At 72.9% G+C, this 23,238-nt stretch carries 22 protein-coding genes; 12 read left to right on the top strand and 10 right to left on the bottom strand.

What is annotated here, in order from left to right:
• Positions 1–113 precede the first annotated feature (113 nt).
• On the bottom strand, positions 114–602 hold the full coding sequence (locus RCO28_RS14370) for an indole-3-glycerol phosphate synthase (protein WP_308941464.1): 489 nt from the start codon (positions 600–602) through the stop codon (positions 114–116).
• Between the two features lie 169 nt (positions 603–771).
• Complete coding sequence (locus tag RCO28_RS14365; protein WP_308941463.1) at positions 772–1,557, bottom strand: pyrimidine reductase family protein; 786 nt, start codon at positions 1,555–1,557, stop codon at positions 772–774.
• On the opposite strand from RCO28_RS14365, the gene zapE reads away from it, so the two are divergent.
• Entirely contained in the window at positions 1,556–2,710 is a 1,155-nt protein-coding gene (zapE, locus tag RCO28_RS14360; protein WP_374991160.1) for a cell division protein ZapE, read from the top strand. The two genes, RCO28_RS14365 and zapE, sit on opposite strands and share 2 nt — an antisense overlap.
• A 249-nt stretch (positions 2,711–2,959) precedes the next feature.
• Positions 2,960–4,351 carry an alkaline phosphatase PhoX gene (locus RCO28_RS14355; protein ID WP_308941461.1) on the top strand — a complete coding sequence of 464 codons (1,392 nt, stop codon included), beginning with the start codon at positions 2,960–2,962 and terminating at the stop codon, positions 4,349–4,351.
• 72 nt (positions 4,352–4,423) lie between these two features.
• On the opposite strand, the gene RCO28_RS14350 is transcribed toward RCO28_RS14355, so the two are convergent.
• From RCO28_RS14350 to aac(3), 3 genes are all read right to left on the bottom strand, one after another.
• Positions 4,424–5,458 carry an SPFH domain-containing protein gene (locus tag RCO28_RS14350; RefSeq protein WP_308941460.1) on the bottom strand — a complete coding sequence of 345 codons (1,035 nt, stop codon included), beginning with the start codon at positions 5,456–5,458 and terminating at the stop codon, positions 4,424–4,426.
• A gap of 4 nt (positions 5,459–5,462) precedes the next feature.
• Positions 5,463–5,894, bottom strand: a complete 432-nt coding sequence (locus tag RCO28_RS14345; RefSeq protein ID WP_308941459.1) for an NfeD family protein — start codon at positions 5,892–5,894, stop codon at positions 5,463–5,465.
• A 143-nt stretch (positions 5,895–6,037) separates the two neighbouring features.
• Complete coding sequence (aac(3), locus tag RCO28_RS14340) at positions 6,038–6,889, bottom strand: aminoglycoside 3-N-acetyltransferase (protein WP_308941458.1); 852 nt, start codon at positions 6,887–6,889, stop codon at positions 6,038–6,040.
• A 385-nt stretch (positions 6,890–7,274) separates the two neighbouring features.
• Between aac(3) and RCO28_RS14335 the strand changes: the two genes are divergently transcribed.
• From RCO28_RS14335 to RCO28_RS14320, 4 genes are all read left to right on the top strand, one after another.
• Entirely contained in the window at positions 7,275–8,987 is a 1,713-nt protein-coding gene (locus RCO28_RS14335) for a hypothetical protein (RefSeq protein ID WP_308941457.1), read from the top strand.
• Positions 8,984–9,661, top strand: a complete 678-nt coding sequence (locus RCO28_RS14330) for a hypothetical protein (RefSeq protein WP_308941456.1) — start codon at positions 8,984–8,986, stop codon at positions 9,659–9,661. The genes RCO28_RS14335 and RCO28_RS14330 overlap by 4 nt, the downstream gene beginning before the upstream one ends.
• Before the next feature lie 11 nt (positions 9,662–9,672).
• Entirely contained in the window at positions 9,673–10,269 is a 597-nt protein-coding gene (locus RCO28_RS14325; protein ID WP_308941455.1) for a hypothetical protein, read from the top strand.
• A 91-nt stretch (positions 10,270–10,360) separates the two neighbouring features.
• The gene (locus tag RCO28_RS14320; RefSeq protein ID WP_308941454.1) at positions 10,361–11,245 is read left to right on the top strand and encodes a polysaccharide deacetylase family protein; all 885 of its coding nucleotides are present in this window, start codon (positions 10,361–10,363) and stop codon (positions 11,243–11,245) included.
• 41 nt (positions 11,246–11,286) lie between these two features.
• On the opposite strand, the gene RCO28_RS14315 is transcribed toward RCO28_RS14320, so the two are convergent.
• The 3 genes from RCO28_RS14315 to RCO28_RS14305 are packed head-to-tail and all read right to left on the bottom strand — an operon-like array spanning position 11,287 to position 13,534.
• The gene (locus RCO28_RS14315) at positions 11,287–11,955 is read right to left on the bottom strand and encodes an ABC transporter (RefSeq protein ID WP_308941453.1); all 669 of its coding nucleotides are present in this window, start codon (positions 11,953–11,955) and stop codon (positions 11,287–11,289) included.
• Positions 11,952–12,812, bottom strand: coding sequence for an ATP-binding cassette domain-containing protein (locus RCO28_RS14310; RefSeq protein ID WP_308941580.1), 861 nt, complete (start codon positions 12,810–12,812; stop codon positions 11,952–11,954). The genes RCO28_RS14315 and RCO28_RS14310 overlap by 4 nt, the downstream gene beginning before the upstream one ends.
• 44 nt (positions 12,813–12,856) lie before the next feature.
• The gene (locus RCO28_RS14305) at positions 12,857–13,534 is read right to left on the bottom strand and encodes an AIM24 family protein (protein ID WP_308941452.1); all 678 of its coding nucleotides are present in this window, start codon (positions 13,532–13,534) and stop codon (positions 12,857–12,859) included.
• A 128-nt stretch (positions 13,535–13,662) separates the two neighbouring features.
• Here RCO28_RS14305 and RCO28_RS14300 point away from each other — a divergent pair, with 128 nt between their 5' ends.
• The 6 genes from RCO28_RS14300 to RCO28_RS14275 all read left to right on the top strand — a co-directional run bounded on the left by RCO28_RS14300 (position 13,663) and on the right by RCO28_RS14275 (position 20,923).
• A complete protein-coding gene (locus RCO28_RS14300) occupies positions 13,663–14,382 on the top strand; it encodes an aminoacyl-tRNA hydrolase (protein WP_374991165.1) in 720 nt (239 codons plus the stop codon).
• Positions 14,383–14,799: 417 nt separating this feature from the next.
• Positions 14,800–15,552: a DUF4142 domain-containing protein gene (locus RCO28_RS14295; protein ID WP_308941450.1), complete on the top strand. Its 753-nt coding sequence runs from the start codon at positions 14,800–14,802 to the stop codon at positions 15,550–15,552.
• A gap of 190 nt (positions 15,553–15,742) precedes the next feature.
• Entirely contained in the window at positions 15,743–17,263 is a 1,521-nt protein-coding gene (locus RCO28_RS14290) for a DUF692 family multinuclear iron-containing protein (RefSeq protein ID WP_308941449.1), read from the top strand.
• Positions 17,264–17,268: 5 nt separating this feature from the next.
• Positions 17,269–18,267 carry a TIGR04222 domain-containing membrane protein gene (locus RCO28_RS14285; protein WP_308941448.1) on the top strand — a complete coding sequence of 333 codons (999 nt, stop codon included), beginning with the start codon at positions 17,269–17,271 and terminating at the stop codon, positions 18,265–18,267.
• 187 nt (positions 18,268–18,454) lie between these two features.
• Positions 18,455–19,228, top strand: coding sequence for a TIGR04222 domain-containing membrane protein (locus RCO28_RS14280; protein ID WP_308941579.1), 774 nt, complete (start codon positions 18,455–18,457; stop codon positions 19,226–19,228).
• 102 nt (positions 19,229–19,330) lie between these two features.
• On the top strand, positions 19,331–20,923 hold the full coding sequence (locus RCO28_RS14275; RefSeq protein ID WP_308941447.1) for an alpha/beta hydrolase: 1,593 nt from the start codon (positions 19,331–19,333) through the stop codon (positions 20,921–20,923).
• 105 nt (positions 20,924–21,028) lie between these two features.
• Here the strand turns inward: RCO28_RS14275 and hemQ are convergent, their stop codons facing one another.
• A complete protein-coding gene (hemQ, locus tag RCO28_RS14270) occupies positions 21,029–21,748 on the bottom strand; it encodes a hydrogen peroxide-dependent heme synthase (RefSeq protein WP_282515936.1) in 720 nt (239 codons plus the stop codon).
• Between the two features lie 4 nt (positions 21,749–21,752).
• On the bottom strand, positions 21,753–23,234 hold the full coding sequence (gene hemG / locus RCO28_RS14265) for a protoporphyrinogen oxidase (RefSeq protein WP_308941446.1): 1,482 nt from the start codon (positions 23,232–23,234) through the stop codon (positions 21,753–21,755).
• Positions 23,235–23,238: the final 4 nt, after the last annotated feature.

Below are 23,238 nucleotides of genomic sequence, written 5' to 3'. Positions count from 1 at the left end.
GGCAGGCCCAGCGTAGTCGGGCTGTACGCAACCTCGTACGCAACCTCGTACGCAGCACCGCTCGTCAAGCGCCCCTACTGGCTCTGCACGTACAGCTCAAGCGCCCGGAAGCCCTACTCGCTGTGCGCGTACAGCTTGAGCACCGGGACGCCGACCTTGTGGCGGGCGCGGGAGGCCCAGTCGCGGTGGAAGAACTCCTCGACGTAGTGCGGTGCGGTGAGGACGATGACCTCGTCGGCGTGGGTCTCCTCGGCGACGCTCTTCACGACGCGCATCGGGTGGTCGTCGACGAGCTGGCCGATCGCCTCGCAGCCCGCGTCGCGCAGCGACTTGAGGGAGTGTTCGAGGCCGAGTCGGGCGGGTCCGGTGGCGTCCTCGCCCTCGGGTTCGTCGCCCTCGTGGACGGCGTCCTCCAGCTCGCCGAGGGCGACGTCGTCGAGGGCGCGGAGGAGGCGGTCCTGGTCGCCGCGGGGCTGCATGAGGACGACGAAGGAGACCGCCTCGTCGCCGTGCAACGAGGTGACGAACTCCACGTCCACGGACGACAGGGACTTCTCGATCATCAAAACGCTCGTGAACGACACGGCGGGCGCCCTCTCCATACGGGGGCCTGGGGCCCCTGCGGAATCCATCCTGACCGACATGCTGATCGACATGCTGACCGACATCCTGACCGGGTACCCGCGGGGAGTGCGTTCCCCGCGCGCACGACGGCCGCATGTCTCAGTGTGCCCAGCGGAAGCGAAACGGAACGACTAATTCCGCCGAATGTCAGGGCCTGCGGTAGCGGGTGAACAAGAACCCGTCCTCTTCCAGCACCGAGGCGAGCGAGAACCGTTCAGGCAAGGTCATCCGCGGTCCCCCGGCGATCCGCCGGGCATCACCGGCCGCGAGCATCGGCGACACGGTGAGGCAGAGCTCGTCCAGTACGTCGGCGGCCACGAACTGGCCGAGCAGCGTCGGCCCGCCCTCGGTGAGCAGCCGCTTCAGCCCCTGTTCGGCGAGCACGTCGACCACCTGCCGGGGCTCCACGGTCCGGCCCTCCCCGGCGATCAGGACGCGGGCGCCCGCCTTCTCGGCGGCGTCCCTGCGCTCGGCGGAGGCGGCGGCTCCGGTCAGCAGCAGCGTCGGCACGAGGGGCTCGGTGAAGAGCGGGAGCGAGAAGTCCAGGTCGAGGCTCGCGCTGATCACCGCGATCGCCGGAGCGGGCCCCTGCCCGGCGGCCGCACGCCGCTCGGCGAAGGCGTCCCGCGCGCGGGCGGGCCGGTACCCCTCCTGGCGTACCGTTTCCGCGCCCACCACGACCGCGTCCGCGAGCCCCCTCAGCGTGCCGAAGATCCGCATGTCGGTGGGGCAGGAGATGGGCTGCGAGCGGCCGTCGTGCATGGCGGCGCCGTCGAGCGTGGAAACCATGTTGGCCCGCAGGACGGGACGGTCCGTCTCGGGGTAGGCGTACCGGTCGGCGAGCTCGTCGAGACTCCACTCGCGGTCGTCGGCGGGGGCGGCCTCGGGGCCCCCTGCCGGTGTCTGGTCGGTCACAGGGAACAGGCTGCGCATGTCCCGCAGTCTCGCACGGCCTTTAGAGTTAAGAGCTGTGTCGTCCTCCCCTGCCTCCTCCCCCGTCCCAGCCGGTGCGAGCCCGATAGCGGACCCGTCCCCGCTGTCCCTCTGTGCCCGCGAGCCGCACGTCCCCGCCGACCGTCTGGTCGCGGAGATGGTGCCGCCGCCGCGCTTCCAGTCGGCCCGCTTCGAGACGTACGTCCCCGACTCCGGGCAGCCCAGCCAGGCCGAGGCCGTCGAGGTGCTCAGCGGGTTCGCGGGGACGCTCGGCGGGGCGCACGCCACGGGTTCGGGAAAGCGCCGCTGGTTCTCCCGCAAGGCCGAGCAGAAGCCGACGGGCCCGCGCGGCGTGTACCTGGACGGCGGGTACGGAGTCGGCAAGACCCACCTGCTCGCCTCGCTGTGGCACGCCACCCCGGCCGAGCCCGCGCTGAAGGCGTTCGGCACGTTCGTGGAGCTCACCAACCTGGTCGGTGCCCTCGGCTTCCAGCAGACCGTGAAGACCCTCTCCGGGCACCGGCTGCTCTGCATCGACGAGTTCGAGCTGGACGACCCGGGCGACACGGTGCTCGTCTCCACCCTGCTCGGCAAGCTGGTCGACGCGGGCGTGGCGCTCGCCGCCACCTCCAACACGCTGCCCGGCAAGCTCGGCGAGGGCCGGTTCGCGGCGGCCGACTTCCTGCGCGAGATCCAGGGCCTGTCCGCCCACTTCCGCGCGCTGCGCATCGACGGCGAGGACTACCGCCACCGCGGCCTGCCCGAGGCCCCGCCGCCGTACGGCGACGAGCAGGTCACGAAGGTCGCGTACGCCACCGACGGGGCCTCGCTCGACGACTTCCCGCACCTGCTCGACCACCTCGCGAAGGTCCACCCGAGCCGGTACGGAGCGCTGACCGACGGCGTCCGGGCGGTCTGCCTCACCGGGGTCACGCCGGTGCCCGACCAGTCGACGGCGCTGCGCCTTGTGGTCCTCGCCGACCGGCTGTACGACCGCGAGGTGCCGGTGCTCGCCTCCGGGGTCCCCTTCGACCAGCTGTTCAGCGAGGAGATGCTGAACGGCGGGTACCGCAAGAAGTACTTCCGCGCGATCTCCCGCCTCACGGCCCTGGCCCGCGACTCCCGCAAGATCCCAGGCGCGCAGGAGGGCTGACCCGCCCCGCACGGGCTCGGCAGGGCGCGGGCCGACGGGAAACCGCCCGGCCCGCGCCGACTCCGTACGGGCTCCGGACGGCTCCGCGGCCGACTCCGGACGGCTCCGCGCCAACTCCGGACGGCTCCGCACGGGTTCCCGACGGCGTACGACACGGGTGTCGGCTTCTACGCGCGTGGTTCCCGCAGCTCCGGCTGCGTGGTACACACAGCGGGTCGTATTCCTGTCCGCCAGCAGGGAGTTGCCCGTATGTCCGAAACACGACAGACCGCACGACCCTCCGCGTCGAGACGCCAAGTCCTCGCGGGCACCGGCGCGTTGGGCGTCGGTATCGCTTTCACCGGCGCCCTCTCGGAGCTCTTCGCCGGCACGGCGGCCGCCCGCGGCAGGGCCGGGTACGGGCCGCTCGTGCCCGACCCCGACGGCCTGCTCGACCTGCCGAAGGGCTTCCGCTACAAGGTCCTGTCCCGCGAGGGCGACCGGCTGCGCTCGGGCGAGGGCAAGGTCCCCAGCAACCATGACGGCATGGCCGCCTTCCGGGCCCGCCGAGGCGGCGTCCACCTGATCCGCAACCACGAGAACCGGGTCGACGCCAAGATCCCGGTGCCGGTCGTGGACGGCATCACGTACGACCCGATGGGCAAGGGCGGCTGTACGTCGCTCACGCTCGACGGGCGGAACGACGTCAGGGACGAGCATGTCGCCATCGCCGGTACGGCCGTCAACTGCGCGGGCGGCCCGTCTCTCTGGGGCACCTGGCTGACCTGCGAGGAGACCGAGGACAAGGCCGGCACCAACGGCTACACCAAGGACCACGGCTTCATCTTCGAGGTGGACCCGACCGACACCCGCAGGCTCGGCGGCGCAGTGCCGCTCACCGCGATGGGCCGCTTCCAGCACGAGGCGATCGCCATCGACCCGCGCAGGGGCGTGGTCTACGAGACCGAGGACGCCTTCGAGAAGCCGTTCGGCCTGTTCTACCGCTTCCTGCCCGAGAAGCCGCTCGGCGGTCCGGGTTCGCTGCAGGCGGGCGGCAGGCTGCAGGCGATGCGCGTGCCCGGCGTTGCGGATCTGTCCCGGATCCAGGAGACCGGCGCCTGCTTCGACGACATCGAGTGGGTCGACGTACCGGACCCCCTGGCCGTCGAAACCCCCATCCGCTTCCAGGACTTCGGGTCGAAGGGCATCACGCACGCGCAGAAGCTTGAGGGCTGCTACTGGGGCGGCAAGTCCGTGTACTTCGTGTCCAGTTACGCCAAGAGCGCGGAGGGCTCGGCCGCCGACCACTACGGCCAGATCTGGCGCTACGAGCCGTCCGAGCGCCGCCTCACCCTCGTCATCGTGTTCGGCCCCGACACCGACCTCCAGCTCCCCGGCGAGGAGCCGGACAACATCTGCCTCGCGCCCAGCGGCGGCCTGATGGTCTGCGAGGACGGCGAGGGCGCCCAGCACGTCTACGGCCTCACGCGGCGCGGCGAGGTGTACGCGATGGCCCGCGGCCGGCAGAACATCGGCACGCCCGAGGAGCCCGCGTGGGGCGAGTTCGCGGGCGTCACGTTCTCGCCCGACGAGGACACGATGTACGTCAACTGCTACAGGCCGGGCACGACGTTCGCCGTGACCGGCCCCTGGGACCACTGACCCCTGCGCCTGAGCCTGCGGCCCGCGCCCCCTGCCTGGGGGGACGCGGGCCGCACGCGTACGCGACGAGGGTCAGCTCTGCAGGTCGGGCGGGAGTGTGGGGGTGGTGCTGTCGGCCTTGGCTGCGTCCGCCACCGCCTCGGCGGCGGCTTCTGCCGCCTGGGCCTTGTCGTCGGCGGCCTTGGCGGCCATGTCGTCGGCGGGCTTCTCGCGGGTCGCGGGGGACTGGGGCAGTTCGACGTTGAAGGCCTTGGAGACGCCCTGCAGGGCCGAGGTGATCTCGCTGGGGATCACCCAGAAGTTGTTGCCCTGGCCCTGGGCGAGCTGGGGCAGGGTCTGGAGGTACTGGTAGGCGAGCAGCTTCGGGTCGGGGTCGTTGCGGTGTACGGCCTGGAAGACCTCGTCGATGGCCCGGGACTGGCCCTCGGCCTGGAGGATCGCGGCCGTCCGGTTGCCCTCCGCGCGCAGCACCGCGGCCTGCTTGTCGCCCTCGGCGGTGAGGATCTGCGACTGGCGCTGGCCCTCGGCGCCGAGGATCGCGGCCCGCTTGTCGCGCTCGGCCCGCATCTGCTTCTGCATCGCGTCCTTGATGCTCTGCGGCGGGTCGATGGCCTTGATCTCGACCCGGTTGACGCGCAGCCCCCACTTCCCGGTGGCCTCGTCGAGCACGCCGCGCAGCTGGCTGTTGATGGTGTCGCGGGACGTCAGGGTCTTCTCCAGGTCCATGGAGCCGACGACATTGCGCAGCGTGGTGACGGTCAGCTGCTCGACGGCCTGAAGGAAATTCGCGATCTCGTAGAAAGCCGCGCGCGGGTCGGTCACCTGGCAATACAGGACCGTGTCGATCTCGACGACGAGATTGTCCTCGGTGATCACCGGCTGCGGCTGGAACGAGACGACCTGTTCGCGCAGATCGATCACCGGATGGACGCGGTCGATATAGGGGATCACCAGATTGAGGCCGGGATTCAGGGTGCGGTGGTATCGGCCCAGGCGTTCCACATTGCGGGCTCGGGCCTGCGGAACGATGCGTACCGCGCGTACGACCGTGAAGATCGCGAACAGCGCGACGATCAGTCCGGCGATGAGGAACGCGGAAATATCCATGGCTTCAGTCCCGGGGGTAGACGAACGCGGTGGTTCCGCTGATCTCCATGACGTCGACGGTCTTGCCCCGAGGAATCACCAGCGTCTCGTCATAGGCGCGGGCCGTCCACTCCTCACCCCCTATCCGGACCCTGCCGTCCACGGCCGAGACCTCCGCGACGACATACGCGGCCTGGCCGACCAGCGCGTCCACGCCGAAGCGCGCCACCTGCGGGCGACGCAGATGCCGCATCGCGACGGGGCGTACGAAGAGCAGCGTGACCGTCGCCACGGCGGCGAAGACGAGGAACTGGAGGGGCGGTGGAAGTCCGAGAGCCGCTGTTCCCGAGGTGACGAGTGCGGCCACGCCGAGCATTCCGAGCGCGGCCGTGAGCGTGAGGATCTCCACCACGGCCAGGACGGCGGCGACGATCAGCCAGATCAGCCAGGGGTCCATTGCGCACGCACCAATTCTGAGCGCGTCGAAGTCACGGATATGTGCCGTATATGCCGGTGCCGAAAACGCCGGTGCCGAAAACGCCGGCGCCAATTGACGATAATTACCGTCATTTTACCCAGCGCTCAGTCCCTTACTCCGTGCTACTCCGCGCCCAATTTCCGCTCGATCCAGTCCACCGCGAACGCGACGACCTGTTCCGCCTCGAAGAGGTGGCTCTCGGCGGCACCCACCGGGCCGCTGCGCCCATGGCCCGCCGCGAGCAGGGCCCGAGTGATCGTCTCGAACGGGTCCTGCCCCTCGCGCACCACGCCCGCGTAGTCGAACGCGCCGTGCTCCGAGTCGATGTCGAGGAAGCGGCGCCAGACGCGGTGCCCCTCGGCGAGGACGGGCTGTTCGTACGTCACGTACCGCTTGCCCGGCGCGTCCGCGAGGGCTTCGGCGTGATGCAGCAGCGTCATCGTGTCGAGCGGGGCACCGAGCAGCAGGACGCGGCCGCGCCGGGCGACCAGGCGGGCGAGCGGGGTGCCGGGGCCGTGCGGGTCGTCCCAGGGGTGGTCGGCGGTCAACTCGACGGCCGCCGGGCCGAGGGCGGCGAAGCTGACGTCCGGGTGCCGGCTGCGGGCCGCTCCGGGGAGGCGGCGCAGGACTTCGGGGAGCCGTCCGTTGTCGTGGGCCGCCTCGCTGAACTCCGGGTCGTAGGAGGGGTGTTCGGCGCGCAGCGCGTCCTGCCAGGGGCGTGGCCAGGTGCGGAAGTCGTACGGCGGGGCGTCGTTCCAGCCGCAGGTCACCATCAGCGTGCCGGCCGGGCCGACCGCGTCCCGCAGGGCGTCGATGACGGTGGCGGCGCCGCCCGCGACGTAGCCGATGGCGGACATCCGGGTGTGGAACATGACGGTGTCGCCGGGCCCGAGGCCGAGCGCGGTCAGGTCGTGGCGCAACCGGCTGCGGGTGACGGGTCCGCCGGACCGTTCGAGCAGCTCGCGTTCGTCCATGGGCGCGCCTTCCGGTCAGGTCTGTCGGGCCCGGCCGGGCCTGACACGGCCGTGTCCGTAAAGTCCCCCCAGCCTCCGGCCGGGAGGTGCCCCCAGCCCCGCGACGCCTGGCAGGCGTTCCGGACATGCCGCCCATGGTGGCAGCAGGTCCCCGGCCCCGGCGACCGATGCGGACGCTTCCCGCCCGGAGCGCTAACCGGCCCCCGCCCCCCCTGCGCCCCGGTGTCGACCGGGGGCGCGTGCTGCTGGCCGGTTCCTGTCCCACGTGCCTCGGTGCGCCGTTTGAGACCCGGTCGGCGCGGGCCATACTGCGTGCACCATGGACCCCTTCAACTCCCTTACAAAACAGGGGAGTCGGACCATCAGGGCAACGATCGGGGATTGCATGTCCGTGCCCGAACAACCCTCCTCCCCGCCGTCCGCCACCCGCGCCTCGGCGTCCACCGTGCCGCCCGCCCAGTCCCTGCCACCGCAGGCCCGCAGCGAGGCCACGCGGCTGCTGTGTGCGGGGGTGTACTTCGACGGCGAGTTCCGGCGTGCGGTGATCGAGCAGCTGGTGGAGCACGAGGAGCGGCCGATCGCGCCGTCGCTCGGCATCGACGCCCTGCCGGTGCTCGCCCACGCCGTACGGGCCCGCCGCCAGGAGATCGGCACCGGCCTTGTGCTGCTCGCGCTCTGGGTGACGTTCATCGTCCTCGGGATCACCGGGACCGGCTCCGACCCGGCGACGGCTCCGATCCCCTGGGCCGTGGCGTACGCCGTGGTCTGCGCGCTCGCGTGGGGCGTGCGCGGCAACAAGGGTTCCGTGTTCGCGCTGGGCCGCTCCGTCCTGAAGGAGGCGACGCACGGGCGGCTGAAGTCCGTGCTCCCGGTGCTGCCGGTCGCCGCCGCGCTCGGCTACTGGGCGCTGGTGCTCATCGCCCTGTTCGGCGGCGCGGACGTGTGGGCGGCCGTGGTCCTCCCGCTCCTGATGGTGCTGCCGGTGTGGGCGCACCGGCAGCGGGTGACGGCCCTGATGCGCCACGGCCTGAGCCGCCAGGCCTTCGACCGGGCGCCGCGCGAACGCCTGCCGGACACCGCGCAGTACCGCCGCATCGGCCAGGCGATCGCGCGCGAGCAGTACGCGGGCCTCGCCATCTACGACCCGTTCCGGCCGTTCGTGGGCGCCGGAGAGCCGTACAAACCCTGGTCGTTCGTGGTCGAGCTGCAGCCCGGCGCGCGCAAGCAACTACGGCCGGACGCGGCGGGCGGCGGCGTCGCACCGCTGACCGGGCGGGACGTGATCGACCTGATCCGGCCGCGCCTCGAAGACCTGCGGACGTCGGCGGCGGCCACCAGCCGCGACCGGCTGCGCTCGCTCGAGGTCGACGAGATGGTCTACCTGCCGGTCGGGATCGCGCGCGAGCTCGTGGACTACGCCCCGGACAACGTCCGCCGCCACCGCGAGGGCGCGGTCGGCGAAGGCGCGGAGGCGCGCCGCCACTTCCTGCGGGTGCGGGTCGGCGCGTGGGACGAGCAGATCGGAATCTCGCTCCTGGTCCGGGTCCACACGCAGGGCGGTGTGCTCGTACTGGAGGTCGTGCCGCATGTGCTGACGCCGGTGCGGCCCGAGTACAAGTCGGTGGACGTCCTGGCGGAGCGCATGGACGACGGCCCGCTGCGCGACGCCGTGCGCGCCCTGGTCACCGCGCCGTCGGCCGGTTTCGCGGCGGGCGTGTGCCTGCTGACGACGGCGTACTCGATCGGCCGCGCCTGGCTGAACATCCCGGAGTTCGCCCCGCCGGACGGCCCGGCCAGATCGGTGCGGGAGCTGGGCAGCGCGCAGGAGGTGTCGCTGTTCCAGGAAATGGACATCAGCCGGTACGTCAAGACGCTGCAGGACCGCATCACGGGCGGCGTACGAGAGGCGCTGCGCGTACGGGGCTACGAGACGGGCGAGTTCGAGAAGTACGTCATCAACGTGGGCGAGGGTGGCGTGTTCATCGGCCAGATGAGCGGCGGAGCGGTCGCGAGCGGCGAGGGGGCCCTGGCCAAGCAGGTCGACTCCCGTCGCTCCCGTACGGCGGCGAAGACGGAGACGGGAGGGGGTCTGCGGTGAGCGAGGCCACGAGGCGGGAGCCGGAGGGCGACGAGCCCGCCGACTCGGGCTCTCCTGAGGGCGGTTCGGGGGTCGGTTCGAGGGGCGGTTCGAGGGGCGGTTCGAGCGGCGGTTCGGGGGGCGTGTCGATCGGAGAGCTGTCCGGCGGTGCGGTCGCCGCCGGGCACGGCGCCACGGCGGAGGACCGCGCGGAGCGCGTCGCCGAGCCGGTGCCGGAGGACCGAGGCGCGGGCGCCGCACCGGCGGTGCCGTCGCCCACGGCGGGCGGCATCAGCATCGGCGCGATGAGCGGCGGCGCCGTGGCGTCCGGGCCGCGGGCCAGAGCGGTGGACGCGTCGACCCGCACTGCGGCGGGCCCGGACCCCGTCGCCGTACCGGACGAACTCCGCGCCGCCATCGCGGAGTTGCGCGCCCAGCTGCGGGTACTGCTGCCCGCGGGCGAAGCGGACCGGCCCGAGCTGCCACAACGACCAGGCGACCTCTCCGAAGAAGGACTGGCCGAGCTCGACGCCGGGCTCGCCGAGGCCGAGGACGAGATCGACGCGACCGGACAGGTGCGCCAGGACCGGCTGCAGCGGCTGCGCGAGCGCCTGGAGCTCGGCGCGACGGCCGCGGCCGGACTCGCGTCGACGGCGGCGCTCGCCCAGCAGATCGCCCAACTCCTGGGCGGATAGGGGTGACCGGCATGGACCTGTGGGACGAGGACCGGCAGGAGTGGGCCAGGCCGCCCGACAAGGACCGCCCGCCACCGCCGAGCCGGGCGCACCGCGCGCTGATCGCCGCGGCCGCGACCCTGCTGCTGTGCGGCGCGCTCGTCGGCGGGATCTGGCTGTGGACGGACGACGACACGGGCGGGATCGACGACCTGCCCGGCACGTCGGCCACCCCGTCCGCATCCTCCGCGTGCGAGGCCGTCGACACCGCGATCACCGCCGAGTGGAATCTCGACAGCGGCAGCGAGGAGAACGTCGAGAACGCCGGGGCATCCCTGTTCAGCGGCTGCACCTGGACGATGTCGGGCGACGGCTCGGGGTCCCCGACCCAACTCTCCCTGTTCTACGGCAAGGAGATCCCCATCGAGCCCACGCCGACGCCGACCCCGGTGGACGGCGTCCCCTCGGCGGAGGTCTCAGGCAACGAGGCGGGCTGCCTGATCGTCTGGCCGACCTCGTTCGGACGGGCCGTGGTTCACGCGGTCCCTTCGAACGAGGACTCGTACGACAACGCCTGTGACCTGGCGAGCGAGTTCGCGGGTTCGGTGGCGCCCAACGTCCCGGAGTGATGTCTCACTGTGACATCACTCCGGAACGGACCACCCCCGGACCCCAGCGCGGCTGAGTAAATAGTCCTATTTATGGCGTTATGGTCGCCGAGTGATCGTTCCCGTACGCAGACTCGCCGCCCTCTGTGTCCTTGGTACCGTCGTCACCGGCTGCGGTACCGGCCACACCTCCCGACCCGACCCGTCCCGGCCCTCCGAGAAGGCCTCGCCCAGCGCCTCCGCCGCCGCCCGGCCGCCGACGCTCGCGCCCGGCCCGGCGGGACTCGCGCCCGTGTTCAAGAGCGCGCCCCGCGCCGACGGCAAGACCGTCGCGCTCACCTTCGACGCCGACATGACCGCCGACCAGGGCCCGCGCGCGGCTCGGGGCGAGCGGTTCGACAACCCGGCGCTGCTGGCCACGCTTCGCCGCCTCAAGGTGCCCGCGACCGTGTTCATGACCGGGCGGTGGGCCGAGGAGTACCCCGACCAGGCCCGCTCGATCGGCGCGGACCCGCTGTTCGAGGTCGCCAACCACTCGTACAGCCACTACGCGTTCACCTCGCGCTGCTACGGGCTGCCGACCGTCGCGCCGGACCGGATGACGGCCGATGTGGAGCGGGCGTTCACGGCGTTCAAGAAGGTCGGCATCAAGAACGCCATGCCGTACTTCCGCTTCCCCGGCGGCTGTTACGACCGCACCGCCCTGCGCAACGTCGCGCGGGCGGGCGTGACGGCCGTGCAGTGGGACGTGGTCGGCGGCGACGCGTTCGCCACGGACGCGGACGCGGTCGCCGAGGAGGTGCTGCGCGGGGTCCGCCCCGGCTCGGTCGTCGTCCTGCACTGCACACGCAGCGCGGCCCCGGCGACGGAGCGAGCGATCCGCAAGGTGGTCCCGGAGTTGCGCAAGCGGGGCTACCGCTTCGTACGGGTGTCGGAGCTGATCGGGCAGGAAGGGCGGGGCGGGGCGGGGAACAGCTCAAGCTCTGATCGGGAGTGAGGGGCGGGGCGGGGGCGAGCCCGAGCGTGCCGGGGACGAGCTCAAGCGCGGCGGGAGCTGAGCGCGCACGACGCCGCCATCGCCAACCCCACCAACCCCACCGCCCCCACGACCGGCAGCACCAGCACCGGCACGGCCCCCGTGCGGGACCCGGAGACCAGGCCCCACACCACCGCGCGGGCCGGTGAACCGGCCGTCACCACGGCCAGCAGGGCGAGCAGCGCCGTGAGCGTGACCGACCAGCCGGGGCTGCGCAGCAGCGGCCAGGTGCACAGGGTCCCGACCGCCGTGCCGACCGACGCGCAGACCAGGACCGCCAGAAGCGCGGCCACCACCATGGGCAGCGGGTCGACCCGCACCTGATGGCTGGTGTTCCGCCAGTCGCTCATCGCCACGACCAGTGCGTGCCCGGCCACCCCGAGGGCCACCGCACAGCCCGACGCCGTGAGCAGCGCGGCGAGCTGAGCCCGCGCGGGCCCGGCCGCGGCGGCCGTGACCTGGCGGGCCGCGGGCGGTTCCTGCGTGGCGCAGATCCTCGCGAGCCAGGCGGCGACGGGGAGCAGCGCGGCGCTCGCGTAGCCGAGCGAGTCGAGCACCGGGTCGCCCGCCTGAGCGCCGACGGCGACCAGGGCGGCGTACAGCAGTACGGGCGGGAGCCAGCGCTGGGAGCGCAGCAGCAGGGCCGTCTGGTAGCGGACGAGAGCGGTCATCGGCGTACGTCCTCGGGGGTGTTCGCGCCGGCCACCGGCTCGCGTACCGCTCGGATGTGCCACGGCGGATCGGCGTGCAGCAGGGTGCGCAGGAGCGTGTCCGAGTGGGCGGCCGCGACCGTGAAGCGGGCGGTGCCCGCCGCGTCGACCTCGGCGTGCGTGCCCTCGGGGAGGGCGGCGGGCAACGGCGTGCCCGCTCGCGCGCGGGCCAGGACCGTGACCTGGGGTGTGGGTTCCGGGGGCCTGGTGGTGTCGGGGACCAGGGCCGTGCCCTCGACCCGGTGGGCCGCGTCCATGCTGCCCGCGAGGCGGCGGGGGTCGTGGTCGACGTACACCACACGGGCGCCGGTGGACGTCAACTCCCCTACGGCCAGGTCGAGTTCGGCGCGCGCTTCGGCGTCGAGCCCGGTCCAGGCCTCGTCGAGGACCAGCAGCTCCGGCTCGGCCAGCAGGGCCTGGCTGACGGCGACCTTCTGGCTGGTGCCCTTCGACAGCTCGCGCAGCTGCGTACCGGCGTGCTCCTCCGCGCCGAAGCGCGTGAGCCAGGCCGTCGCGCGGTCCGCGGCGACCGGGCCGGGCAGTCCGTGCACGCGGCCCAGGTGCGTGAGGTAGCCGATCGCCGTGAACGGCAGTGCGGACGGGAAGCGTTCGGGTACGTACGCGGTGCGGGGGCGGCCGGTGATCCGGCCCTCGCTGGGCGTGTCGATACCGGCGAGCAGCCGCAGCAGCGTCGACTTGCCGCTGCCGTTGGCCCCGGAGATCCGCAGCAGGGCGCCGGGCGGCACCTCCAGGTCGACGCCGCGCAGCACCCAGGGGCCGACCGGTCCGTACCGTCGGCCGACCCCGGTGAGCCGCATGGGGGCGGGCCCCGTACGGCGGGTGCGCACCTCGGTCACCTCGGTCAGTTCTGGCCGGGCTTGTGCGGGACGGCCTCGCTCGGGCGCACGATCACGAAACCGTCGCCCTGCAGCATGAGTTGGACCGCCTCGCCGGAGCCGCCGCGGATCATCGAGCCGATGCTCTGCGAGCGGTTCAGCGAGGTGTGCAGGTGCGAGCTCCAGCCGACGACGGCGTCGGTGTCCACGTACACCGGGGCCTGCTGGCTGACGGGGATCACGATCGGGTCGCCCTCGCAGATGACGGCGAGCTTGCCCTGCCCGGTGAAGACGCTGTTGAACAGCCCGCCGCCGGCCATGCCCGCGCCCTTCACCGTCTGGATGTCGTACGAGAGGGTGGCGTCGAAGCAGAGGACGTTGCGGCCGTTGATGGTGAGGGAGTCGCCGGGGTCGAAGTCGACGATGAAGCAGTTGGCCGCCTCCTGCGCGAACCACGCCTCGCCCTGGCCGCGCACCGCCATCAGCGCCAGGCCCTCGCCTGTGACGGCCCGCTTGAGCATGCCGCCGACGCCCTGCCCCTTGCGCTCGAACTGCAGATTGCCGCGGAAGGCGATCATCGAGCCCTGCCGGGCGTACATCTCGCCGTTGACCACGTACTTGATGGACTTCGAGTTCTGCTGGCTCATGCCCGGCGCCGTGGCGGGCTGTGCCATGTTCTGCGAAGCGAACAGTTCGCTCTTCATCCGAACCCCCGGTTCTGCTGCTGTCGACCGGTCTGTGCGCCGGTGCGTCCCTCCGCGTCGGGAGGGCAAGGTCGACTCTAACTGCGGTGCGGCGCCCGGCGGGAGGGTGGCCGTGGGGCGCTGGCACACTGGACGGAGTGAGCAGCCAGAACCCCTCCGCCGAGCCCGAGACCGTCCCCCGTGACCCCGACGAGGCACCGCAGTTCGTCCTCCCCCTCGTGGTCCGCATCGAGAAGGCCGCGCCGCCGCCCCGCACCGACGCCCTGGAGACCGCCGCCCGCGCCGTCCTGACCCTCCTCGCCGACGAGCGCGCCCTCGGCGAAGGCCCCTGGGCCCAGGCCGTACGGGACTGGCAGGACGCCCGGATCCGCAAGGTGGTCCGGCGGGCGCGCGGCGCGGAGTGGCGGCGGGCCCAGGCGCTGCCCGGGATCACGGTCAGCGGCAAGGCCACGGAGGTGCGGGTCTACCCGCCGGTGCCGCTCGACGGCTGGCCCAAGGACCTGGCCCGCCTCCAGGTCTCCGGCACCGACCTGGACGACCCGGAGCCCCCGTCCGCCCCGGACCGCGCCGAGCCGGTGCTCTGGCTCAGCCCGGACCTCGACATGTCGGCGGGCAAGGCGATGGCCCAGGCCGGCCACGGCGCGCAACTCGCCTGGTGGGAACTGTCCGACGCCCAGCGCGAGGAGTGGCGCGACGCGAACTTCCCCCTCACGGTCCGCACGGCCGGCCCGGCCGACTGGCCCACGCTGACAACGAGCGGCCTGCCGGTCGTACGCGACGCGGGCTTCACGGAGATCGCTCCGGGCTCGTGCACGGTGGTGGCGGATCATCCGGCGCTGCGGGGCTGAGCGACGGAGGAGGAGGTGCGGTAGGCGGGTGGGCGGTGCGGTAGGCGGTGGCCCGCTCACTCCCCCGAAGGCACCGCCGTGCGCATACGTGAGCCGCGTCTGCAGGGTGGTGACCAGCTCCTGGTGGCCGAGGACGGGGATGGCCGGGTCACCGTCGGGCAGCGGCTCGTGGAGGAACCGGAAGTCCTGATGCAGCCGCGCCCTCACCCTGAAGTCCCCCAAATCACCGTGTCCGCGACAACTTAACGTCACCCGGGCCGCGTCGCCCGGCCGAGCCAAACACTCGAATTCCAGGGCCTGTTGAACACTCCCGTCCTGCGCTACGTATGCCCGTGCAACAGCGTTCGCGGGGGATCGACACCGTTCGCGGGGGTCAACCGCGTTCGCGGCGGAAGCCGATCGTGAGAGGCGAGGCTCTTGTTCCGACGGATCAACGGCACGGTTCTGATCATCGCGGCCCTCGTGGCGACCCTCGGGGCGCTCGCGTTCCCCGTCTGGTCGTACGGGGACCGGTCCGGGACCGGTGAGGCCAATCTGGACGCGTCGAGTGTCGCCACGCGGTGGGGGCCGTTGTCGGCGACCGACCGGGATTTCATCGTGAAGGTCAGGCTCGCCGGGATGTGGGAGCTGCCCGCCGGCCAGCAGGCGATCGAGCGGGCACCCAGCGAGGCGATCAAGGCGGCCGGTGACCATCTGGTCGTCGGGCATGCCGATCTCGACCGGCGGGTGCGTTCCGTCGCGGCCCAGCTGGGCGTCGAGCTGCCGAACCAGCCGAGCGAGCAACAGCAGGGCTGGCTGGACGAGTTGACCGAGGCGCAGGGCGAGACGTACCAGCGGAAGTTCGCGAACCTGCTGCGCAACGCGCACGGCAAGGTGTTCTCGCTGATCGCGCAGGTGCGGCACACCACCCGCAACACCCTGGTCCGGCAGCTCGCCAGTGACTCCAACCAGACCGTGCTCGACCACATCACGATGCTGGAGGCCACCGGGCTCGTGGACTTCGACGCGCTCGCCTCCGAGGCCGCGAACCAGGCCACCGCGAGCCCCACCGGACCGCCGCCGCCCTCGGGCCCGCTGCCCACCGACCCGGTGCCGGCGACGCCGAGCGGCAACCAGTCGTTCACGTCCCGGCCGAAACCCTCCGACATGCCGCCTGACATGCCGCACTGACCTGACATGCCGCACTGAGAGGGCCGGTCCCCGTGCGCGGCCGGAGCACCCGATCGGCGTACGGCGGCGTGAAACCTCAAATCAACCTCTGAACGTCCCTGCCCATGGGTTCGGCGACCGCTGCCGGGGCCATGACACCTGCACGCACAGTGTGGTGCCGAGAGACATCGGTGCGGCGAAGGAGGGGGACATGCAGCAGACAGCACACCTGGGGACCGGCATGGGCTGGCGCCCGGAGATCGCCGAGGCCGTGGAGCGGATGCCCGGGCTCGACTGGGTCGAGGTGGTCGCCGAGAACGTGTGCCCCGGCCACATCCCTGACTCCCTGACGCGGCTGCGCGAGCGCGGCGTCACCGTCGTCCCGCACGGCGTGGGCCTCGGCATCGGCGGCGCCGAGCGGTCCGACCCGGAGCGGCTCACCGCCCTCGCGGAGCGCGCCGAGGCACTGGGTTCGCCGCTGGTCACCGAGCACATCGCGTTCGTACGGGCCGGGGGCGCGCTGACCGCGTCCCCGCGCCTGGAGGCCGGGCATCTGCTGCCGGTGCCGCGTACCAAGGACTCCCTCGACGTGCTGTGCGAGCACGTCCGGATCGCGCAGGACGCGCTGCCGGTGCCGCTCGCCCTGGAGAACATCGCCGCCCTGATCGCCTGGCCGGGCGAGGAGATGACCGAGGGCCAGTTCCTGTACGACCTGGCGGACCGGACCGGCGTACGGCTCCTGATCGACGTCGCCAATCTGCACACCAACCACGTCAACCGGGGCGAGGACCCGTGCGCCGCGCTCGACGAGCTGCCGGTGGAGGCCATCGCGTACGTGCACGTGGCCGGCGGGTTCGAGCGGGACGGCGTGTGGCACGACAGCCACGCCCACCCGGTCACGCAGCCGGTGCTCGACGTGCTCACCGAACTCGCCTCGCGGGTCAGCCCGCCCGGTGTGCTCCTGGAGCGGGACGAGAACTTCCCGGCGCCCGAGGAGCTGGAGCAGGAGCTGCAGGCGATCCGCCGTACCGTCGCGGCCGGCGCCGCCCGGCGGCTGATCCCGGCCACGCCCGAGCGGGCCGCCGAGCTGGTCACCGCCGCCCCTGCCCCGGCCCTCGCGGAGCGCACGACGGCCGAGCACGTCACCGTCGGCCGTCCCTCCGGCGCCCCGCTCGGCACGGGCACGCCCCCTCCGGCCACGGAAGCGGAGGCGGGTCCCGATTCCGATTCCGCGGCCACGGAGACGGAGGCGGGGCCCGGGTCCGAGTCCGAGTCCGAGTCCGTCTCCGCGGCCACGGAGGCGGAGACCGGCCCCGACCCCGCCCGGCAGCGGCTCGCGCTCGCGCAGGCCGCGCTGCTCTCCGCGCTCGTCGCGGGCACGCCCGCGCCCGAGGGCTTCGACCGGCACCGGCTCGCCGTGCAGAGCCGCGCGCTCACCGGCAAGCGGGCCGACGTGATCGCGAAGGTCGCCCCGGAACTGCCGGTGATCCTCGGCGACATGTACCGCCCCAGCTTCTTCGCGTACGCCGCGAAGCGCCCGATGACCGGCGGCTACCGGCGCGACGCCCTCGACTTCGCCGAGCATCTGCTGCTCGAAGGACGGCCCGAAGATACGGAAGCGCGGCGGGAGTTGAGCGACTGGTGGCTGGAGCGGTCCGGACCCGCGCCGGTCTCCCCGCATCCGGTGGCCCGTTTCGTACGCCGGGCCCGCTACACCCTGACCGGACGGTGAGCGCCATGTACATCTTCCTGACGCTCCTGTACTACCTGGGCCTCGGCGGCTGTGCGATCGGGCTGCTCGTCAACGTGGTCAAGGCCCGCTCGGCGGGCACGCCCACGCATCCGTACGTGTCCGACCCGCTGGAGGCGGCGTTCCTCGCGGGCGGTCCCGGGCGGGTCGCGGACACGGTCCTGACGGCGATGCACGCGGACGGACGGCTCGCCCTCGCCGGGCCCGGCGTGGTCGGCGTGCGGCAGGCCGTCGCGTACCACCCGGTGGAGCAGGCCGTCCTGGACGCGCACGCGGCGGCGCCGAGCGGCGCCCTGCACTGGCTGCGGATCGGCGTGATGCGCAGCCCGTCCGTGCAGGCGGTCGGGGACGCCCTCGCGCTGCGCGGGCTCCTGGTGCGGCCCGAGCAGCAGCGCCCACTGCGGCGCTGGTCCGGCACGCAGACCCTGGTGTCGTTCCTGGCGTTCTGGCTGTCGGTCGTCCTGACGATCGTCCAGTTCGCGGCCCTCGACGGTGCCGGATTCGAGGTGCCCTTCGTCATCGTCGCGATCCCGGTGACCGGCGCCGGGTTCGTGATCGGGCTGGTGTGCCTGGGGATCACCGGTGCGCGGGTGACCGGCGCGGGCAAGCGGGCGCTCTTCCAGTTCCGGTCGGCGGGCAACGGCGCGGACCCGGTGCACCTCGTGGCGTGCGACGGTCCGCGCGTCGTGCCGGACCCGGTGATGCGCGAGCAGTTGACGACGGCGAGCCGGATGCGGGCGAACAGCGCGGCGGCCTCGTCCGGTGTGGGCGCCCCGGTGGTGTTCGTCGGCGACACCTCGGTGACATGGTGCGGCGGCGGCAGCGGGGGTTCGTCCTGCGGCGGGTCGAGCTGCGGCGGCTCGTCCGGCGGCTCGGGGGGCTCCAGCTGCGGGGGCTCGTCGGGCAGCTCGGGCGGCTCCAGCTGCGGTGGGGGTGGCGGGGGCGGAGGCGGAGGCGGCGGGGGGTGCGGGGGCGGCGGCGCCTGATCCGCGTACGCCGCACGCGCCCCCACTCCCCGACCCACCGTCGCCATCGCCATCGCCATCGCCATCGCCATCACGATCACGATCACGATCACGATCACGATCACGATCACGATCACGATCGTCCGCATCGTGAACGCCCCATGGCGCACCAGCCCTCACCTCGCATACAAAGTCCGCCATGTCCGCCATGTTCTGGGTTCTCTTCCTCGTTCCGGCCTGGGCCATCGCTGGCCTTGCCTGCGCCCGCCTGTGTGTCGCGGCGACCCGCGCCGCGCAAAGCCCCACGGCCGAGCAGCGGGCGGCGGCCCGGCATGAACTGACCTTGTACGAGGCCGCGTTCCTGGCCGGCGGCCCGCACCGGGTCGCCGATCTGACCCTGGTCTCGATGGCCGGCGCCGGACGGCTGCTGCTCGCGCACACCGGCTGGGCGACCGTCGTCGACCCGGACGGACGGGACGAGATGGAGCGGAGCGTGATCGGCGCGATCGGGCCCGAGGGCCAGCAGCGGATCGCCCCGGTCCGCGCCTCGGCCGCCGCCACGGTCCAGGTGCACGCCCTCGCCGAACGGCTCACCTCGGCGGGGCTCGCCGTACCGACCGCGGCGCGGCTGCACGTCACGGGGGCGATCCGGCAAGTGCGGGCGGCGGCCCTGGCGGTGTTCGCGCTCGCCGCGGTGGCCCTTGCCCTGCACCCGCGGGACGCGGGCGGTGAACTTCCGCTCCTGGCCTGGTTCGCGCTGCCGCTCGCGCTGACCCTCGGCTCGCTCGCGATCGCCCGCACCGAGATCCACGCGTACACCCGCTGGGCCTCCCCCGCGGGCCGGCGGCTGCTCGGGGCGCTCGGCCCGGCGCTCGACCGACGGGACCCGCTCGCGGCGGTCGCGGTGCGCGGCGTGGACGCGCTCTCCGACCCGCGCCTGCGAGCCGCGTTCGCGCACGGCCGTACTCGTCAGGGTCAATAGCCCGAGCGGGGCGCGGCGTTGCTTTACTTCGCCAACCGCCCGCCGAAGGATCCCTTCTGTTCTGCTGCCGTCTGCCGCCGCTCGAAGGGATGCCGAAGCACGATGCGTGCACCGCTGCTGTACGGATTCGCCGGTTCGCTGGCCCTCACCACCCTGACCGCCGCCCCCGCGGGAAGCGCCACCGCTGGAAGCGTCCCCGCGCCCCCGCAGTCCGCCGAGGCGCGCGGCACCGCGCAGGCCGCGCAGCGCGCCGCGGCCGCCGGGCTCGACTGGGCGGCGTGCCCGAAGGAGGAGGCCCTGCCGGATTCCGTGAAGTGCGCGACGGTGTCCGTGCCCCTCGACTACGCGCGGCCCGACGGCAGGAAGATCAAGCTGACCGTCAGCCGCGCCAAGGCCAAGGGCAAGGCGTCCGAGCGGCAGGGCGCGTTCGTCTTCAACCCGGGTGGGCCGGGCGGTTCCGGAATGTACTGGCCGCTGGCGGCGGGCACCCCGGAGTGGCGGCGGATCGCGAAGGCGTACGACTTCGTCGGCTACGCGCCGCGCGGCGTGGGCCGGTCGGCGCCGCTGTCCTGCCAGGACCCGAAGGAGTTCGCCAAGGCCCCGACGGACGAGCCGACCCACCCGGACCAGGCGCACAAGCGGAAGCGCATCGCCCAGGCCAAGGCGTACGCCGAGGGCTGCGCGCGGAACGCGGGCGAGGCGCTGCGGCACTTCAACACGCTGAACAACGCCCGTGACCTGGACGTGCTGCGCGCGGCGCTCGGCGAGAAGAAGCTCAACTTCATGGGCGCCTCGTACGGGACCTACTTCGGCGCGGTGTACGCCACGCTGTTCCCCTCGCACGTACGCCGCATGGTCTTCGACTCGGCCGTCAACCCGGACCCGGAGCAGATCTGGTACCGCAACAACCTCGACCAGTCCCTGGCGTTCGAGGCCCGCTGGACCGACTTCCGCACCTGGGTCGCCAAGCACGACAAGACGTACCACCTCGGAAAGACGCCCCGCGCGGTGGAGCGCAGCTACGAGAAGGTGCGCGACCGGCTCGCGAAGAAGCCGGCCGGCGGCAAGGTCGGACCCGGCCAGCTGCAGTCGGCGTTCCTGCAGGCCGGGTACCACGACGACTTCTGGCCGCGCCGCGCCACCGCCCTGTCGAAGTATCTGAAGGGCGACCCGAAGCCGCTGATCGAGCAGGCCGCGCCGAAGCCGGGGGCGGCCGTGGAGAACGAGAACGGCAACGCGGTCTACATCGCCGTCGAGTGCAACGACTCCGGCAACTGGCCGCGCGACTTCGCCACCTGGGACCGCGACAACTCGGCCCTGGCCCGCCTCGCGCCCTTCGAGACCTGGGACAACGCCTGGATGAACCTGCCCTGCGCTTTCTGGCCCGCGCCCCGGCAGCAGCCCGTCGACGTCCGTACGGCGCCTGGCGCGCTGCCCGCCACGCTGATCCTCGCGGCGGAGCGGGACGCGGCCACTCCGTACAAGGGCGCCGTCGAACTCCACCGCAGGCTGGCCGGGTCGGCGCTCGTCACGGAGCGGGACGCGGGGACGCACGGGGTCGCGGGCGGCACCAACAAGTGCGTCAACGGCCACGTGGACACGTACATGCTGTCGGGCCGCACCCCGCAGACCCCCCGCGAGGAGTGCGAGCCGCACGCGGAGCCGGAGGCCAATTCCAGCCCCTCCGGCGTTTGAGGAGCCGGGGTCCGGGGGCTGGCCCCCGTGACGGCTCCGCAGGATTTCGGGAAGGGGCGGGGTGGGGAAAACACCGCACCCGGCCCCTCCCCGGAGGGAACTGCCTCAGGCGAGCCCCGCCACCAGGTCGGCGACAGACTTCCGCCGCCCCGTGAAGAACGGGACTTCCTCCCGCACATGCATCCGCGCCTCGGAAGCCCGCAGATGCCGCATCAGGTCCACGATCCGGTACAGCTCGTCCGCCTCGAAGGCGAGCAGCCACTCGTAGTCCCCGAGGGAGAAGGACGCGACGGTGTTGGCGCGCACGTCCGGGTAGCCGCGGGCCATCTTGCCGTGATCGGCGAGCATGCGGCGGCGGTCCTCGTCGGGCAGCAAGTACCAGTCGTACGAGCGCACGAAGGGGTACACCGAGACGTAGTTGCGCGGGGTCTCGTCGGCGAGGAACGCCGGGATGTGCGCCTTGTTGAACTCGGCGGGGCGGTGCAGCGCCATGTTCGACCAGACGGGCTCGAGGGCGCGGCCCAGCTTCGTGCGGCGGAAGAGGTTGTACGCCTCCTGCAGCTCGTCCGCGGTCTCGGCGTGCCACCAGATCATGACGTCGGCGTCGGCGCGCAGACCGGAGACGTCGTACGTGCCGCGGACGGTGATGTCCTTGGCGGCGAGCTGGTCGAACAGGTCCTGGACCTCGTCGGCGTAACCGGCGCGGTCCTCCGGCAGCACGTCCTTCAGCTTGAAGACCGACCACAGCGTGTAGCGGATGACCTCGTTGAGGTCCTTGGCCTTCTTGCCGGCGTTGGGGATCTTGGCGGGGGCGTCGTCACTCATGCGGCTATTCTCCTCCGCCGCCGTGCAGACTCTGCACCGGGTTCGCGCTCAGCAGATCGAGCGCCGTGCGGTCCCCCGCGAGCTGATCCACCGCCGATTGCGCGCTCGCGATGCAGGCCGGGATGCCGACGCCGTCGTACGCCGCGCCGCACACCGCGAGCCCCGGCAGTTCCGCCACATGCGCCCGGATCCGCGCCACGCGCGCGTGGTGCCCGACGGGGTACTGCGGCAGTCCGTCGTCCCAGCGCGTGACCCGGGTGGCGACGGGCGCGGCGGTCAGGCCGACGGCGGCGCGCAGGTCGGCGCGGGACACGTCGACGAGCTCGTCGTCGCCGCGCCGCAGCACCTCCTCCTCGCCGTACCGGCCCACGGAGGTGCGCAGCACGACCAGTTCGGGTTTCTCCTCGGCGATCCACCCCCACTTCTGCGAGGCGAAGGTGGACGCCTTGATGGTGTGTCCGTCCACGGGCGGTACGAGGAAACCGCTGCCCTCGGGCAGGTCCACGTCCCGGCGACGGAACGCGAGCGTCATCAGGGCCATCGAGGCGTACTCGACGGCGCGCAGTTCGGCGGCCGCGGCGGGTGCGTCCGGGTCGAGCAGCCGGGCAGCCTGTGCGGCGGGCACGGCCAGGACCACGGCGTCGGCGTGCAGTTCACGGCCGTCGGTGCGCACCGACCAGCCGTCGGGGGTGCGGCGGACCGCGTCCACACGCGCGTGGAGGGCGATTTCGGCACCCTTCGCGCGGACGGCGTCGGCGACCGCGAGGGGCAGCCGGCCGATGCCGCCCTCGATGCCCATGAACACCGGCCCGGTCTGCTGGTTCCGGGCGGCCCGCTCCTGCACCGCGCGGACCCCGGCGAGCAGCGAGCCGCCGGAGCGCGCGACGTCGAAGAGCTGCGGCACGGCCATACGCAGCGACAGTCGGTACGCGTCGCCCGCGTACACCCCGCCGAGCAGCGGCTCCACGAGGCGGTCCACGACCTCGCGGCCGACGCGGGACGCGACGTACTCGCCGACCGCGATGTCCTCGCCGATCTCGCCCGCCTCCGTGGGCGGCAGGTCACGCTCGGCCTCGACGCGGCGCAGGCCCTCGGCGGACAGCACCTCGGCGAGCACGGCGGCGTCGCCGGGCACGCCCATCACGTGGCCCTTCGGCATGGGCGTGAGCCGTCCGCGGTTCCACAGGGCGGCGCTCGCGACGGCGGGGGGTTGCAGCGCGGGGTCGAGGCCCACTTCGCGGGCGAGGGCGAGCGCCTCGGGCCGCCGGGCCAGCATCGACTCGGCGCCGAGGTCGACGCGGACCCCCTCGATCTCCCCGGCGTGCAGCTTGCCGCCGAGCCGGTCGGCGGCCTCCAGGACGGTGACGTGAGCGCCGGTGCCGAGCAGCCGGTGGGCGGCGGCGAGTCCGGCGATGCCGCCGCCGACGACGACGGTGTGGGGCGATCGCCCCTGTTCCTGGCTGGTCCTGGCATCCGATGCGCGCATGCTG

It is taken from the genome of Streptomyces sp. LHD-70 (genome assembly GCF_031157275.1).
Taxonomy (GTDB): Bacteria; Actinomycetota; Actinomycetes; order Streptomycetales; family Streptomycetaceae; genus Streptomyces.
Note: the sequence above shows the minus strand (reverse complement) of the source record. Positions and strands in the feature narration are given on the sequence as shown.